Genomic DNA, 16626 nt, shown 5'->3' with positions numbered 1-16626 from the left:
GCCGGGAGCACGGAACGTGTGGGGAAGCGTATCGATCCGAGTTCGGCAGGGCGATGGTAACGCTATCTTCGCGTCGAGCGCGATGCCGGTGCAGCCTAAAGCCCGCTCGCCGACGGGGAGTTCCCCGCTGCAGCGCGGTGATCTTCTTGCGTACCAGCTCAGGAGGGTGCGACTCAACTCGGAGGAACGCACCCCCTTGACGCGGGCCCATCCGGCCCTTACGTTCCAACCGCACTGCCACATGGTAACGATAACTCGCCCAGACATTCCGTCACTTGAAGGACCGGCGCACCGGGCCCCTCGGCCCCAGCCCGTGCTTGCAGTCCGCTCTCCGGTGAGGCGCCGTGCCGGGTCGCGAGCCGGTCGGCCGGACTGCCAGGGGTGCTTGAGCACCGGCACCACCAGGGTCATCGACAACGCAGGCGCACGGCACCGAACGGTCCCGCGCGCCGCTTCAAAGACAAGGCAGAGACATGTCGCAGCCCGATCCGTCCACTCCGGCCACGTCCCGCCGCCGCTTCCTGGCCTCCACCAGCGGGCTGCTCGCCGTGAGCACCCTGGGCGCAGGTGTCGTCGGAGGCACGGCCGCCGCGGCGGCGCCGGGCGACGCGCCCGCGGCCGGGCCCGCCCGCGACTACGTACGCCTCGTCGACCCGTGGGTGGAGGCCGACGTCGCCCGGTTCTTCTTCTTCCAGTCGGCGAGCAACCCCTTCGGCATGGTCAAGCTGCGCCCGGACACCAGCACCCACTCGGTCTGGGGCACCGGCTACCGCAGGAGCGAATCCCACGTGAAGGGCTTCAGCCACCTGCACTGCTGGCAGATCGCCGGAGTGCAGGTGATGCCCACGTCGGGGGAGGGGGTGCCGAAGCTGGAGGGTGACACCGGCTGGCAGTCGTACGTGAATCACGATGCCGGCGAGGTTGCGGAACCCGGCTACCACCGGCTGCACTTGGACCGGTACGGCATCACCGCCGAGCTGACCTGCACCGATCGCGTCGGTCTGCACCGCTACACGTACGACGAACAGGGTCCCGGCGAGATCGTCGTCAACCTCGGCGGCGTACTCGGTGAGGCCGAGATGCAGGACGCCCACGTCACCAGGGTGAGCGACCGGGTCGTCGAGGGATACGTCGCCCAGGCCGGCGCGATCACCAACGGCTACTACTACGGCCAGAGCGACAACAAGCGCACGAAGCTCTACTTCAGCATCCGGTTCGACCGGGCCTTCGACTCCATGCACGGCTGGGCGGACGGTGAGCTTGCCGACGGCGGCGCCGCGGTCGACGAGGTCGAGGGCGACGGCGCGGGCTTCTACGTCCGGTACGGCCGTCTCGACGCCGGGGAGCAGGTGCAGGTGAAGGTCGCGCTGTCCTTCACCGGGGTGGCCGGGGCGCGGAAGAACCTGGTGGCGGAGCTGCCGGGGTGGGACTTCGACGCGGTCAAGGCGGCGTCGCAGGAGCACTGGAACCGCCTGCTGGGCCGCATCGACGCCGAAGGCGGCACCGAGCGGCAGCAGGTGAAGTTCTATACCGACCTGTTCCATGTCCTGTGCGGCCGCAGCGTCATCAGCGACGCCGACGGCACGTACCTCGACGACACCTGGAGCCGCGGCCGGATCGGCCGGCTGCCGCTCGACAGCTCGGGCCGCCCGCGGTTCGCGATGTACAACTACGACGCCTTGTGGCTGACGCAGTGGAACCTCAACACCGTGCTGGGGCTGGCCTATCCGGAGATCTACTCCAGCATCGTGAAGTCCCAGCTCCGGATGTACGAGGACGGGGGGCTGCTGCCGCGAGGCCCGGTGGCCGGCAACTACTCGTTCGTCATGACCGGCTCCCCGGCCACGTCGTTCATCAGCGGCGCCTGGAACAAGGGGATCCGGGACTTCGACATCGACCTCGCCTACGAGGCCATGCTCGACGCCCACTCCCTCGGGGGCCTCTTCGACAAGGCCCCGTACGAATACGCCACCTGGGGCGAGAACCACGGCGGCGGCCGCGCCTACCTCGACATCGGGTACGTACCCCACGACCTGCACGCCGGATGGCGCAGCCGCGGCTCGGGGGAGACCGTCGAGTACGCGTACCAGGACTGGACGCTGGGGCAGTTGGCGCGGCGGCTGGGCAAGTCCGGGCTGAACGTGGCGCAGTTCGCCGAGGTGTCGGTGTCCTCGGAGGTGAACGACTCGACGCAGGCGGGCGCGCGGGCGGTCGACGGGCGGCCGCCGCGGTCCAGCATGACCGGGCCGGGGAGCGCCGGGTGGGCGTCGACGGAGCGGAAGCCGTGGATCAGGCTGGACTGGGCGGAGAAGAAGCGCGTCCGCAGGGTGGTGCTCGGCGACCGCACCGAGGGTCACTCGCGGGTGAACTCCGGTGTGCTGTGGTTCGGCGACGGGTCGTCGGTCAAGGTGGACGGCATTCCCGGTGACGGCCGGAAGAAGGTCGTGGAGTTCCGGCCCCGGCGGACGAACTGGGTGCGGTTCGAGGCGACCGGCGGCACCGGCGAGAACGTGGGGCTCGACGAGTTCGAGGTGTGGGACGACACCGATGCCGGTGCCTTCCTGATCGAGAGGTCGGGGAGCTGGCGCAACCTCTTCGACCGCGCCACCGGGTTCATCCGGCCCAGGGACGCCAACGGCCGCTGGAAGGACCCCTTCGACCCGCTGTCCCCCGACGACTTCGTCGAGGCCAGCTCCTGGCAGGCCACCTGGTACGCCTCGTACGACGTCCTCGGTCTTGCCAACAGGCTGGGCGGCAGGAGCGCGTACGCCGACAAGCTCAACGGCGCCTTCGAGCGGTCCGAGGAGGCCGAGTTCACGGGGGCGGGGCAGAACGGCGACGAGGACGCGTACGTCAACTACGGCAACCAGCCCGGCCTGCAGATGGCGCACCTCTTCAACTACGTGGGCCATCCCTGGCTGAGCCAGTACTGGGTGCGCAAGGTCAAGGAGATCACGTACGGCGGTACGACCACGACGAAGGGATACGGGGGGCACGACGAGGACCAGGGCCAGATGGGGTCGATCAGTGCGCTGATGGCGATGGGGCTGTTCGAGGTGACGGGGGCGAGCCTGTCCCGGCCGGTGTACGACATCACCTCGCCCGTGTTCGACGCGGTGACCATTCAGTTGCACCCGGACTACTACGCGGGCGGCCGGTTCCGGATCGTCACCCACGACAATTCCGCCGAGCACATGTACATCCAGCGCGCTGCTCTCAACGGCCGGCGGCAGGACAACGCCTGGTTCCACCACGACCGGCTCGCCGAGGGCGGCACGCTGGAGCTGTGGATGGGCCCGGAGCCCAACAAGAAGTGGGGCGTAGCGGAACTGCCGCCCTCGAAGTCGCCCGAGGCACCCGCCGTCCTCCACACCACGCGTGACACCGTACGGGTCGACTCGGGGGAGAGCGGCACCCTCACGCTGGCCGCCCGCAACCTCACCCGCCGCCCGGTCAAAGCCACCTGGCGCGCCCAGACCCCCACCGGCATCACGATCCAGCCCGCGAGCGGAACCCTCACCGCACCCGCCGACGGCACCGGCGAGCACGACCTCACCCTGCGAGTCGCCGGCGGCACCGCGCCAGGACTGCACCGCGTCGTGATCACCGGCCGGGCCGCCGACGGCACCGAACTACCCGACGCCATCACGTACGTCCACGTCGCACCCGCGCTCTCCATCGAGACCGAGCCCGCGGAGCTGCATCTGCTGGAATCCGCCCCCGTCACCTTCCAGGTGCGGCTGACCGGCAACGATGACCAGGATCTCGGCGCCGACGTCTCCCTGCGGACCCCCGAGGGCTGGCGCGTCGAGCCGCCGGTCCGCACCGTGCAGGTCGCCGCGGGCGCGAGCGCCACCACCACCTTCACCGTCACCCCGCCGCAGGGCGCCGCCGGACCGCAGACCCTCACCCTGCTCGCCGAACGCGGCTGGGGCAGCGCCGAGCACCAGCCCGCCGCCACCGTCCACCGGGTCGTCGCGCGTCTCGGCGACGCCGACCTGGCCACGCGGGAGTTCGCGCTGGCACCGAACCGCTACGGCGACTACCCCGCCGCCTTCCCCGACGGCGTCGACTTCACCATCGGCAGCAGCGACCCGGCGACCGCGTGGAGCTACATCCACCCCGGCCCCAGCGACGCCTGGGCCGGCGCCAAGACCCACACCTTCACCCTCCGCTTCGACCTGGACAAGGCACCCGCCGCCGACCTGGCCCTCACCGCCTGGCTCGTCGACACCCAGCAGTCCGGACCGTCCATACGGGTCGCCCTCAACGACGGACCGGCCACCACCGTCAGCCTCCCCGGCGGCGGCGGTGACGGCTTCCACTGGGGCGACGGCACCGGCGGAGCCATCCGCCCCGCCATCCTCGACGTCACCCTCCCCGCCGCCCGGCTCCGCGCCGGCCGGAACACCGTCACGCTCACCAACTCGGCCGGCTCCTGGATCGTCTACGACGCCCTCGCCATCCGCGAGACGCCGTAGCCGCCGTCCACCGTGCACGACCGCGCATCGAGCTCGTCATCCGTGTCCCAACGAATCGACAGGGGATTGCCCATGCCTGCACGGAAAGCCATCGGTGGAATGTCTCGCCGCCGCCTCCTCCTGTCCACCGGCGGCGTGCTCGGCGCCGGCGTGGTGGGCGCGTACGGCCCGGGGAGCGCCTGGGCGGCGGCGCCGGGGGCCGGGGAAGCCGCGGGGGAGGCGGGCCGGGACTACGTGAAGCTCGTGAACCCCTGGGTGGAGGCTGACCGGGGCCGGTTCTTCTTCTTCCAGTCGGCGAGCAACCCCTTCGGCCTGGTCAAGCTGCGCCCGGACACCAGCACCCACGCGACGTGGGGGACGGGCTACATGCGCAAGGAGAACCAGGTCAAGGGCTTCAGCCACCTGCACTGCTGGCAGATCTCCGGGGTGCAGGTGATGCCCACGACCGGAGAGGGGGTGCCGAAGCTGGAGGGTGACACCGGCTGGCAGTCGTACGTGAATCACGATGTCGGTGAGGTGGCGGAACCCGGCTACCACCGGCTGCACTTGGACCGGTACGGCATCACCGCCGAGCTGACCTGCACCGATCGCGTCGGCCTGCACCGCTACACGTACGACGAGGCCGGCGGGAGCGAGATCGTCGTCAACCTCGGCGGGACCCTGGGCGAGGCGATCATGAAGAACGCCCGCGTCACCAGGCGCGGCGACCGCGAGGTGGAAGGCTACGTATTCCAGCGCGGCACCAGTTATCCCGACCACAACAACCAGCTCTTCTTCAGCATCCGGTTCGACCGGGCCTTCGACTCCATGCACGGCTGGGCGGACGGCGAGCTTGCCGACGGCGGTGCCGCGGTCGACGAGGTCGAGGGTGACAGCGCGGGCTTCTATGTCCGTTACGGCCGTCTCGACGCGGGGGAGCAGGTCCAGGTGAAGGTCGCCTTGTCCTTCACGTCGGTCGCAGGGGCGCGCAAGAACCTGGACGCCGAACTGCCGGGGTGGGACTTCGACGCGGTCAAGGCGGCGTCGCAGGAGCACTGGAACCGGCTGCTGGGCCGTATCGACGTCGAAGGGGGCAGCGACCAGCAGCAGGTGAAGTTCTATACCGACCTGTTCCACGTTCTCTGCGGCCGCAGCGTGATCAGCGACGCCGACGGCACGTACCTCGACAACACCTGGCAGCACCGCAAGGTCCAGAAGATTCCGTCGGACGCCCGCGGTCTGCCGCGGTACGCGATGTACAACTACGACGCGCTGTGGCTGACGCAGTGGAACCTCAACACCGTGCTGGGGCTGGCCTATCCGGAGATCTACTCCAGCATCGTGAAGTCGCAGCTCCGGATGTACCAGGACGGGGGGCTGCTCCCGCGAGGCCCCGTGGCCGGCGACTACTCGTGGGTGATGACCGGATCGCCCGTGACGTCGTTCATCAGCGGCGCCTGGAACAAGGGGATCCGGGACTTCGACATCGACCTCGCCTACGAGGCCATGCTCGACGCCCACTCCCTCGGCGGCCTCTTCGAGGCCGGCTCGTTCGAATACGGGCGCTGGGGGAGCTGCGGCGGCGCCCGCTACTACTTCGACCTCGGATACGTACCGAACGAGATCTGCGGCGGACCGCTGGAAGGCGGTGCCGGGCAGACCCTGGAGTACGCGTTCCAGGACTGGACGCTGGGGCAGTTGGCGCGGCGGCTGGGGAAGTCGGGCCTGAACGTGGCGCAGTTCGCCGAGGTGTCCGTGTCGTCGCAGGTGAACGACTCGACGCAGGCGGGTGTGCGGGCGGTCGACGGGCGGCCGCCGAGGTCCAGCGTGACCGAGCCGGTGAACGTGGAGTGGGCGTCGAAAGAGCGGAAGCCGTGGATCAAGCTGAGCTGGGCGGAGAAGAAGCGCGTCCACAAGGTGGTGCTCGGCGACCGCACCGAGGGCGACTCACGGGTGAACTCCGGTGTGCTGTCGTTCAGCGACGGGTCGTCGGTCAAGGTGGACGGCATTCCCGGTGACGGCCGGAACAAGGTGGTGGAGTTCCGGCCCAAGCGCGTGAGCTGGGTGCGGTTCGAGGCGACCGGCGGCACCGGGGAGAACGTGGGGCTGGGCGAGTTCGAGGTGTGGGACGACACCGACATGGGCGCCTACCTCATCGAACGGTCGGGGAGCTGGCGCAACCTCTTCGACCGGTCCACCGGATTCATCCGGCCGCGTGCCATGAACGGCCGCTGGCAGGACCCGTTCGACCCGCTGTCGCACGACGACTTCGTCGAGGCGAATTCATGGCAGGCGACCTGGTTCACCTCGCACGACGTGATCGCCCTGGCCAACAGGCTCGGCGGCCGGAAGGCGTACGCGGACAAGCTCAACTACGCCTTCGAGCAGTCCGCGGACGCGAACTTCATCGCCGAGTACGGGAAGGGGCACGTCAGCTACGGCAACCAGCCCGGACTGCAGGTGGCGCACCTCTTCAACTACGTGGGACATCCGTGGCTGACCCAGTACTGGGTGCGGCAGGTGAAGGAGAAGACCTACGGCGCGGTCTCGACCACCGACGGCTACGGCCACTTCGACGAGGACCAGGGCCAGATGGGGTCGATGAGTGCGCTGATGGCGATGGGGCTGTTCGAGGTGACGGGGGCGAGCCTGTCCCGGCCGGTGTACGACATCACCTCACCGGTGTTCGACGCGGTCACGATCCAACTGCACCCGGATTACTATGCGGGCGGCCGGTTCCGGATCGTCACCCACGACAATTCGGCCGAGCACATGTACATCCAGCGGGCGGCCCTGAACGGCCGGCGGCAGGACAACGCCTGGTTCCACCACGACCGGCTCGCCGAGGGCGGCACGCTGGAGCTGTGGATGGGCCCGGAGCCCAACAAGAAGTGGGGCGTAGCGGAACTGCCGCCCTCGAAGTCGCCGGAAGCGCCCGCGGTGCTCCACACCACGCGCGACACCGTACGCCTCGACGCGGGCGAAAGCGGCACCCTCACGCTGGCCGCCCGCAACCTCACGAACCGGCCGGTCAAAGCCACCTGGCGTGCCCAGACCCCGAGCGGCATCACCCTCCAGCCCGCGAGCGGAACCCTCACGTCCCCCGGGGACGCCACGGCCGAACTGGACCTCACCCTCCGCGTCGGCCCCGACGCGGCGCCGGGACTGCACCGCGTCGTGATCAGCGGAAAGGACGCCGACGGCACCGAACTACCGGACGCCATCACGTACGTCCACATCGCACCGGTACTGGCGATCGAGGCCGTGCCGGAGCGGCTGATCCTGCTGCAGGACACGCCGTCGACCGTACGGGTGCAGGTCAACAGCAACGACGTCGACCGGGCACACGCCGTCGACGTCGGCCTGAAGGCGCCGGACGGCTGGACGGTCGAGCCCGCGAAGCGATCGCTCGACGTCGCGGCCGGCGGAAAGGCCACGACCACGTTCACCCTCACCCCGCCGGCGGATGCGTCGGGCGAGCAGTCCCTGACGCTCACCGCCGCATGGGGGGAGGGCGGCGTCGACAGCGAACTGTCCGCGACCGTGAGCCGCAAGGTGGCCCTGGTCGGCAACATCGACCTGGCCACGGGGGAGTTCGCGCTGTCGCCGGCCCGCTACGGCGACTACCCCAAGACGTTCCCCGACGGCGTCGACTTCACGATCGGCAGCAGCGACCCGGCGACCGCCTGGAGCTACATCCACCCCGGCCCCAGCGACGGCTGGGCGGGGGCCAAGCCGCACACCTTCACCCTGCGCTTCGACCTCGACGAGGCACCCGCCGCCGATCTGGCCTTCACCGCCTGGCTCATCGACACCCACGAATCCGGACCGCCGACCCTGCAGCTCTCCCTCAACGACGGGCCGGCCACGAACGTCACCGCTGCCAAGGGCGGCGGCCAGGGCTACCACTGGGGTGACGGAAAGGACGGAGCGATCCGCCCGAGCACGCTCGACGTCACGCTCCCGGCCGACCGGCTGCGTACCGGCCGGAACACCCTCACGCTCACCAACGCCGCCGGTTCCTGGCTGGTCTACGACGCCATCGCCATCCGCGAACGCCCGTAACGGATGCGACGCCGACCGGAGCCCGGGCCGCCACCGCCCCGGGCTCCGGTCCTCTCGCACAGAAGGCGACTGTTCGCACGGACTGTTCGACGTGTGACGCCCGCCGGAGACAATCCGCGCCAAGTCGGGCAACCGCACCTCGGCGTGGCGCGCGAGCGGAGGCAAGGAGTCCGCCAGGGTAGGCGGATGCGCTGGAACGTGATCGGGAGCGCCGCCGCGATGGCGGTTCTCACCTCGGGCTGTATGTCGGTGTCGGGCTCGCCGGATCCGGACGCGCAGCGAGAGCGGGCACAGCCCGCCAACGCGGCGCACACCCCGGACGACGAGCCCGCCCCGGACGCGACCACGCCGACGGGGAAGTCCGCGACGAGACGGGCCGACCCCGGACCACCGAAGGCTCCCGAGGGCGGCCAGAAGCCACCGCCGACCCGGCGAGCGGCCCCACCCCGACCGGCACCTGCCGCCGGGGCGGGCCCTGTCGAAGCACCACGCTCCGCAGCTCCCCGCCCCCGTCCGAGGCCGAAGTCGACGGCCGCCCCGAGGCCCCCGCTACCGCGCCCCCGCACGCCGCACGGCCTCCCGAAGCACTCGGCTTCCCCGAGCGTCGACATGGCGGCACAGTGCCGCTCGGCACGCGGCCAGGTCGACCCGGCGGTGGTCGACCTGTGCGAGTGGAACTACGGCCACTGAACCCCGAGGCGACCGCGCAGTTTCCGCCGCCGCGGCGACAGCGGATCTCCGCGCCTCTTGAGCGGAACCTGGACGGCTGCAGAACTGCTGGGCGGCGGGGCGGCAAGGCGGTTCCCGGGCGGGGCCACACTGTGTCGGCAGTACGAGAGTCCGGCGGTGTGCGGCGGGCCGCGGAATCGGCGTAAGGGGAAAAGGGATTGTCGGTGGCAGACGGCATAATCTCCGCCGTCCTGATCACCGAATCGGCTGGAGGCCACCGGTGTCCTCGCTGCATGACTTCGCCACCTGGGAGCCCTTGCTGCGCCTCCTGCGGACAGTCCATGCCCAGACCCTCGCGGCGCCCGGCGGCTCCGTGGTGGGGAGAGTCGGCCAGGACTCATGGAGTGTGCCTCTGCCACAACGGCGCCCGCAGGCGGGCCGTGCCCTGCTGGCGTGGGACATGCAGAAGGAGTTCGGCGCAATCGATCGGGTGCGGAACGCGCTCTTGGAGAAGTTCGACACCGTCGAGAGGGTGCAGAACGCGCTCACAGCGGCAGATGTCGCCGACATCGCGTTCGCCGTGGAGATCCCGCCGAGCGGGAAAGCTGTGCTTCACCTGTTCGATCCCAGCCCCGCTGCGGATACCCGCGCAAGCGCTCACCCGGGGGCGCTGCTCCTGGTCGAGGGGGCAGTGCCCGAGCCATGGCGCCGCCTGCCCGAGGCCGTGCCCGGGGTGCGGCCCGCTCCGTCCGTGGATCTGGCGCTGCTGGAACGGACGCTGCGTGAGCGGATACCCGAGGCGATCGGCGCCACCGAGGCTGAGATCGGCGCGGCAGAGGCCCGGCTGGGAGTGGCACTGCCCGAGGAGATCAAGGTCCTCTACCGGGTGACACGCGCACGGTTTGCCGACTGGGGTGAGGATGAAGAAGCGGCGGAACGCGTCTTCGACACGGTCGGCTTCGAGCTGAACAGCCTGGACGGCCTTTCCATCGCCGACAGATCACGCCGTCGCTTCCAGTGGGAGCAGGCGGCCATGGAGACGGCTGTCACCGGGCCGGACGCCGCCGTGCAGGATCTGGTCGGCTCGCCCGGATGGATCGTCATCGGCGACACCGGCGGTGGGGATCAGGTCGCCGTCGACCTGACGCCGGGCCCGGGCGGCCACTCCGGGCAGATCATCGTGCTCAGCCACGAGCAGAGCGTCGGTGCCGGGCTGTTGGCCGAGTCCCTCACCGACCTGGTGCAGGATCCGGAACGGGACTGGTATTCCGGGCGTCAAGGCGACGACCTTCCCCACGCGGCGTGGGTCAACCACGCGCGCGTGAGGAGCATTGAGGCCGCGGTCCATCCCGAACTGGAAGTGCTGAGCCTCGGTGTCTGGGACGGCGAGCCGATCAGTCTGGCACCCGTTGCCGGGCTGCCACGCCTGCGCAGCCTCTCCTGCCGCCCCGGGACCCTGGCCGATCCACTGGAGATCGCCGGGCTGACGGGGCTGGAGTTCCTGGAACTCGCGCCGGAGTACTGGCGTGTCCTTCTCGATGCCGCTGCTGTCCCGCGCAGCCTGTCGGCCGCCGCCATCATGGTCTACGCCGACTGGGATCCGCGCGCGACCGTCGCCCTGGCGAACGAGATCCTCGCCCTCTGGGACCGCCCCCCGATCCCCGGGACCGTCGTCGGCGGTGACCTCGGCACCTTGCCGTAGAGATCGCCGTAGGAACCCGAGGGCGTCAGCCGCGATCCGTGTCAACGCTGCCGCAGGTGGTTGCAGAGGGTGCGGGCGACGTGGCCCATGAGGGCCTCCGCGGCGGGCTGGGCGGTGGCGGGGACGCGGGATTCGGTAAGGGCCGTGACGGCGAAGACCTGACCGTCGGGGTGTTCGACGACGCCGGTTTCGTGGCGGAGGTTCAGCAGGGTGCCGGTCTTGGAGGACCAGGTGGTGGCGTCCGAGGCGAAGTCCGGGGCGAGGCGGTGGCGGAGGACGTTGTGGGCCATCAGGGCCCGGACGCGTTCCGCCGTCTCGGGATGGATGGCCGACGGGGTCCACAGGGCCTGGAGGAGGTCGGTCCAGGCGCGGGCGCTGCCGGTGTTGGTACGGGAGTTGTCGAGCTGGCGTACCGGGTGGCCGTGGCCGTCGGTGGCGGCGTCGATGGCGAGGGAGAGCGCGAGGCGGCCCTCGGTGTCGTGCGGGCCGAGGTGTTCGGCTGGGGTGTCGGTGAGGTCGGCCATGGTGTGGCGCAGGGTGATGCCGTGCAGGCCGTACTCCCGCAGCAGCTCGTTGACCCGGGCGGTCGGGGTGAGGGCGAAGAGGGCGTCGGCCGCGGTGCCGTCGCTGATGCAGGTGCTCAGGTAGAGCAGGTCGTCGATCGCGATACGGGCCGGGTGGCGGAAGCGGGCCAGGCCGGTGGGGCCCGGGGTACTGGTGCGGCCGGGCGGTACGTCGACGGCGGTGGCGCCGTCGAGTTCGCCGCGGCGGATCCGTTCGGCGGTGGCCAGGGCCAGCGGCACCTTGACGAGGGAGGCGGCGGGAAGCTGGGTGTCGGGATCGATGCCCAGTTCCTCGCCGGAGCGCAGGTCGCGGACGAGGAAGCAGCCGTGCAGGCCGCCGTCGCGCAGTTGCTCGCGCAGGCCGTGCAGCAGGGCCGGGGTGTTCACGCGGGCTCCTGGGCGGGGGCGGGCGCGGATGCCGGTGCGGGCGCCGGTACGGGCGCGGGGGTGGCTCCCAGGCAGCGGGCGATGACGTCGTACAGGCGGGTCTGCAGGGACTGTGGATTGCTGTGGTCCGCGGTGGTCAGGGCGTAGCCGCGAGCGAGCGGGTGGTCGCCGAGCGGGCGCCAGTCCAGGCCCAGTTCGCCGGCCTGGACCGGGGAGCAGAGCAGCAGGTCGCCGGAGTCGAGCGCCTCGGCGGCTGCGGTCGCAAGGTCGGGGGCGGCGGCGAGCTGCGCGGGCAGCAGCCCCGCGGCGTCGCGCAGCCGGGTCAGCGGGTTGCGGACGTGCGGCACGTCGTCCTCGGGCTGCAGCCAGATGCGCCGCGGCGTTCCGGTGCTGCCGCGCCCCGGGCGTAGGGCGTCGAGGTGGACGCGCCTGACGCCCGGGTCGTGGTGGCCGGCGAGGCCGAGCGGGAGTGTCCAAGCGGCCTCGTCGGGCGGTACCGCCTGCAGAGCTGCGCGTACCTGCTGGGTGCGCAGCAGTTCGGTACGGCCCGCGGGCTCAGCGGGGTGCACCTCCAGGGTGATGCCCAGCGCCCGGGCCTCGGTGACCAGGCGGGCCAGGGCGAGGGTCGGCAGTGTCGCGGGCACCGCGAGCCGCCAGGGGCGCAGACCGGCGGTCCGGGCCTCGTGCTCCAACGCGTCGGCGGCCTCCAGGAGCCGGCGGGCGGCGGGCAGGAGGTCGCGGCCGAAGGCGGAGAGTTCGGTGCGGCGGGCGGCGCGCTCGAAGAGCGGCTGCCCCAGGTGCTTCTCCAGGGCGGCGATGCGGCGGCTGGCCACGGGCTGGGACAGGCCGGCGGCCGCCGCGCCGACCGTGAAGCTCTCCCGCGTGCCGACACTGACGAAGGCGCGGCAGGCTCCGACCAAGTCCATGACCAGATCGTATGTGAAAAGCGCATCAAACAGTGCACGCACGTATTGGACGGTATGAGCGCTGGTGATGAGGATGACTCGGTATGCAGCGACTCACGAACCGATTGCTGGGCCTCACGGCGGCGACCCTCGTGGCGATGACGTCGGCGGCGTGCTCCGACGGCAGCCGTACGACGACCGCCCCGGACCACCGGGCCGCACTGTCCGCCCCCGCCGCGGCGGCCGCGCAGCAGCGCGCGACGCGGGAGTTCAAGGAACTGGAGCGTGCCCACGACGCCCGCCTCGGGGTGTACGCCGTGGACACGCAGACCGGCCGGGAGGTGGCGTACCGCGACGGGGAGCGGTTCCCGTTCGCGTCCACGGTCAAGGCGTTCGAGGCCGGGGCGGTGCTGCGGCAGCGGAAGCTGGCCGGCCTGGAGAAGGAGATCACGTACGACAGGAGCGACCTCGTCGCGAACTCCCCCATCACCGAGAAGCACGTGGACGACGGGATGACGCTGGGCGAACTCTGCGACGCCGCCGTGCGCTACAGCGACAACGCCGCCGCCAACCTCCTCTTCGAGGAACTCGGCGGGCCGAAGGCGCTGGAGTCGTTCCTGCGGGAGACCACCGGTGACGACACCACGCGGATGGAGCGGATCGAGCCCGCGCTCAGCGACTGGGACCCGGATTCGGAACGGGACACCAGCACCCCGCGAGCGCTCGCCGGGAACCTGCGCGCCTTCGTGCTGGGGGACGTACTCGACATGCCGGAGCGGGCGCGGCTGGCCACCTGGCTCCGCACCAACACCACCGGGGACGAGACCATCCGGGCCGGGGTGCCGAAGGGCTGGGAGGTCGGCGACAAGACCGGCACCGCGGCCACCTTCGGCGGCCGCAACGACATCGCCGTCGTCTGGCGGCCGGACGCCGCGCCGCTGGTCATGGCGGTGCTCTCCAACGGCACCGACCGGGACGCCGAGCCCGACGACAAGCTCATCGCCAAGGCCGCCGCCGTGGTCTCGGACGCGATGGCCACGCCGTGAACCGGACGATCCGCCACGTCGCCGTCTTCTGCGGGCTCCTCATACTGGTGATACTCGCCCGGGTGACCTGGATGCAGAGCGCGCAGCGCGAGAGCCTGGCCACCCACCCGGACAACCGCCGTACGCTGATAGCCGCCTTTGCCGAGCCGCGCGGCAACATCATCGTCGGCGACAGAGCGATCACCGGCTCGAAGCCGGTCAAGGGATCCGACCTGCGCTACGCGCGGACGTACCGGGACGGCCCGATGTACGCCCCGGTCACCGGCTTCTTCTCCCAGGCCCAGGGCGCGACCCTGCTCGAGGGCGTCCACGACGACCTGCTCACCGGCTCCGATCCGCGGCTGGCACGCAGCCCCGCCGACCTGCTCACCGGCAGGCAGCCGCGCGGCGGCGACGTCGTCACGACGATCGACCCGGCCGCGCAGCGGGCGGCGTACCGGGGCCTGACCGACCTCGGAGTCAAGGGCGCGGTGGTCGCCCTCGACCCCCGGACCGGAGCCGTCCTCGCGCTGGCCAGCACACCTTCGTACGACCCGGGCGCCTTCTCCGGTCTCTCGGAGGCGGAGGGCGAGGCTTTCACCCGGCTCGACGAGCGCAAGGACAAGCCCCTCCGCAACCGGGCGATACGGGAGACGTATCCACCGGGCTCCACCTTCAAGATCCTCACCGCGGCCGCGGCACTGGAGCACGGCACCGTCACCGACATCGACGCGGCCACGGACGTCCCGTCGCCATACCCCCTGCCGCTCAGCAGGACGGAAGTCGGCAGCGTCGTCCCCGACAGCCAGTGCGAGGACGCCTCGCTCAAGACCGCCCTGCAGTGGTCCTGCAACAACGTCTTCCTGGATACGGCCCTGCGGACGGGCGCGGGGAAGCTGAGGGAAACGGCGGAGAAGTTCGGCTTCAACAGCGAGCACTTCATGCCCGTACGCGCCTCCGCCTCCACCTACCCGCAGCGGCTGGACGAGCCGCAGACCGCCCTGACCGGCATGGGACAGGGCAGCCTCACCACGACGCCGCTGCAGATGGCCATGGTCACCGCCGCGCTCGCCAACGACGGCACGCTCATGCAGCCGCACCTGGTCGCAGAACTGCGCGACCAGGACCTGACCACGGTCGAGAAGACCGAACCCGAGCGGCTGAACCAGGCGGTCTCACCCGGCACCGCGCGCAAGGTGCAGGAGATGATGGAGCACGCTGTCACGGCCGGCACCGCCGACGGGGCCGCGATCGACGGGGTGACGGTCGGCGGCAAACCCGGCACTGCCCAGCACGGCGCGGATGTCCGCGACGAGAACCCGTACGCCTGGTTCGTCTCGTACGCCAAGCAGCCGGACGGCACGTCACCGGTCGCGGTCGCCGTCTTCGTCGACCCCGAGGACATGGACATCTCCCGCGCCGACATCGGCGGCGGACGACTGGGCGCGCCCATCGCGAAGGCGGTCATGGAGGCGGTGCTCGACGCCTAGCCTTCCGGGACCGCGGGCCGCCGTCTCGACGTCGGCGCGGATGCTGCCGGTCCCCACAGGTACGCTCCCGCGCATGATTCCCAAGAGCTTCTACGACCTGAGGTTCGGCGTGTCTCCCGGAGCGGCCAGGAAGGACGCACACCACATCTGCGGCAGCCTCGACGAGGTCAAGTCGGCTCTGGACTTCGAACTTGAGGCGTCCATCAACGTCTGGCTGCTCTTCGCCTACAGCAGCGGTGCCGACGTGGCCTTGGACGTGTACCAACAGGGGGCAATGGCGGAGTCGATAGACCTGCACCCGTTCATGACACTCCGGATCGACGGCTACCCGGACATCACCTTCCTGGGGCGGGGCAAGCCGACCGGCTACGCCGCGGGCTCGGACGACCCCGCCTCGGTGCAGATGGCGCTTGCCGACGGGCTGTTCGAGGACAAGTACGACGGCGCGTTCGAGGTCGCCGTGGACTGGGCGAACGTCCCCGTCCCGTCACTCGTCGGCGAGATCGCCGGCATCGAGGACTACGTCCTGCTCGGCGAAGGCCCCGTCGACAACCTGGACGACCTTGCGGACCTGGACGAGGACGAGCTGGAGGACGAGCTGATCGACCGGGGCTACGTCGAGTACGGCGACCACGACTTCGACGCGTGACCTCCGCAGCATGTCGATGTGCAGAAGGAAGTCGGACACCGGTCCCGAAGGAGGCAGCAGCGTCAACTCCTGGGGGTCCGGGAATCCGCGCGGCCCGGAAGCTCCTGGGGAGGAGGTTACGGAACCTCGGTGTGTCACCGTAGGGCGGCATGAGCGGTGATCACGAGAGGACCGCGGCGCTGGCGCGAGCGGTTCGGCTGAGGGAACAGGGCCGGGCTGGGCCGGCCCGAGAACGACTGATGGAGCTGGCCGAGCGGTATCCCGAGGATGCCGAGATCGCCTATCAGACCGCTTGGGCACATGATGTGCTCGGCCTGGAGCACGAAGCCGTCCCGTTCTATGAACGGGCCCTGGGCGGTGCGGGCTTGTCTGTGGAGGATCGTCACGGGGCTTTTCTCGGGTTGGGAAGCACCCACCGGGTCCTGGGTTCCTACGGGGAGGCCGTGCGGACTCTGCGGCACGGGCTCGAGGAGTTCCCGCACGATCCTGCGCTGCATGCTTTCCTGGCCATGGCGCTGTACAACGAGGGCGAAGGCCGCGAGGCGGTGCGGCTGCTGCTGAAGACGCTGGCCGTCACCAGCAGTGACCGTCGGGTGCGGGACTACCGGCAGGCGATCGAGCACTACGCCGATGATCTGGACGGCGTGCCGCAGACGAACGCGGAGCCGCCGGAGAAGAGTTGAGTCAGGTGGGCGGCCTGGTCGCGCGCAG

9 protein-coding genes are annotated in these 16626 nt (G+C 70.7%); 7 read left to right on the top strand and 2 right to left on the bottom strand.

The features are described from left to right. Positions 1-473: 473 nt before the first annotated feature. The 3 genes from ACFYVJ_RS03430 to ACFYVJ_RS03420 all read left to right on the top strand — a co-directional run bounded on the left by ACFYVJ_RS03430 (position 474) and on the right by ACFYVJ_RS03420 (position 10896). A complete protein-coding gene (locus ACFYVJ_RS03430; RefSeq protein WP_388886203.1) occupies positions 474-4481 on the top strand; it encodes a glycoside hydrolase domain-containing protein in 4008 nt (1335 codons plus the stop codon). 99 nt (positions 4482-4580) lie between these two features. After that, positions 4581-8525: a glycoside hydrolase domain-containing protein gene (locus tag ACFYVJ_RS03425; protein ID WP_388886201.1), complete on the top strand. Its 3945-nt coding sequence runs from the start codon at positions 4581-4583 to the stop codon at positions 8523-8525. A 949-nt stretch (positions 8526-9474) separates the two neighbouring features. After that, complete coding sequence (locus ACFYVJ_RS03420) at positions 9475-10896, top strand: SMI1/KNR4 family protein (protein WP_388886199.1); 1422 nt, start codon at positions 9475-9477, stop codon at positions 10894-10896. Positions 10897-10937: 41 nt separating this feature from the next. Here the strand turns inward: ACFYVJ_RS03420 and ACFYVJ_RS03415 are convergent, their stop codons facing one another. Together ACFYVJ_RS03415 and ACFYVJ_RS03410 are read right to left on the bottom strand one after the other, a co-directional pair. Beyond that, positions 10938-11846, bottom strand: coding sequence for a serine hydrolase (locus ACFYVJ_RS03415; protein WP_388886197.1), 909 nt, complete (start codon positions 11844-11846; stop codon positions 10938-10940). Then, a complete protein-coding gene (locus ACFYVJ_RS03410) occupies positions 11843-12772 on the bottom strand; it encodes a LysR family transcriptional regulator (RefSeq protein WP_388886195.1) in 930 nt (309 codons plus the stop codon). The genes ACFYVJ_RS03415 and ACFYVJ_RS03410 overlap by 4 nt, the downstream gene beginning before the upstream one ends. Before the next feature lie 83 nt (positions 12773-12855). Here ACFYVJ_RS03410 and bla point away from each other — a divergent pair, with 83 nt between their 5' ends. The 4 genes from bla to ACFYVJ_RS03390 all read left to right on the top strand — a co-directional run bounded on the left by bla (position 12856) and on the right by ACFYVJ_RS03390 (position 16598). Next, entirely contained in the window at positions 12856-13797 is a 942-nt protein-coding gene (bla, locus tag ACFYVJ_RS03405; RefSeq protein WP_388886193.1) for a class A beta-lactamase, read from the top strand. Beyond that, a complete protein-coding gene (locus ACFYVJ_RS03400) occupies positions 13794-15266 on the top strand; it encodes a peptidoglycan D,D-transpeptidase FtsI family protein (RefSeq protein ID WP_388886191.1) in 1473 nt (490 codons plus the stop codon). Before bla ends, ACFYVJ_RS03400 begins: the two co-directional genes overlap by 4 nt. Positions 15267-15339: 73 nt before the next feature. Next, positions 15340-15915: a hypothetical protein gene (locus tag ACFYVJ_RS03395; RefSeq protein ID WP_388886189.1), complete on the top strand. Its 576-nt coding sequence runs from the start codon at positions 15340-15342 to the stop codon at positions 15913-15915. Between the two features lie 149 nt (positions 15916-16064). Then, positions 16065-16598 (top strand): tetratricopeptide repeat protein, encoded by a 534-nt coding sequence (locus ACFYVJ_RS03390; protein WP_388886187.1) that lies wholly within the window; start codon positions 16065-16067, stop codon positions 16596-16598. Positions 16599-16626: the final 28 nt, after the last annotated feature.

The organism is Streptomyces sp. NPDC004134, assembly GCF_042874195.1.
Classification (GTDB): Bacteria; Actinomycetota; Actinomycetes; order Streptomycetales; family Streptomycetaceae; genus Streptomyces.
Note: the sequence above shows the minus strand (reverse complement) of the source record. Positions and strands in the feature narration are given on the sequence as shown.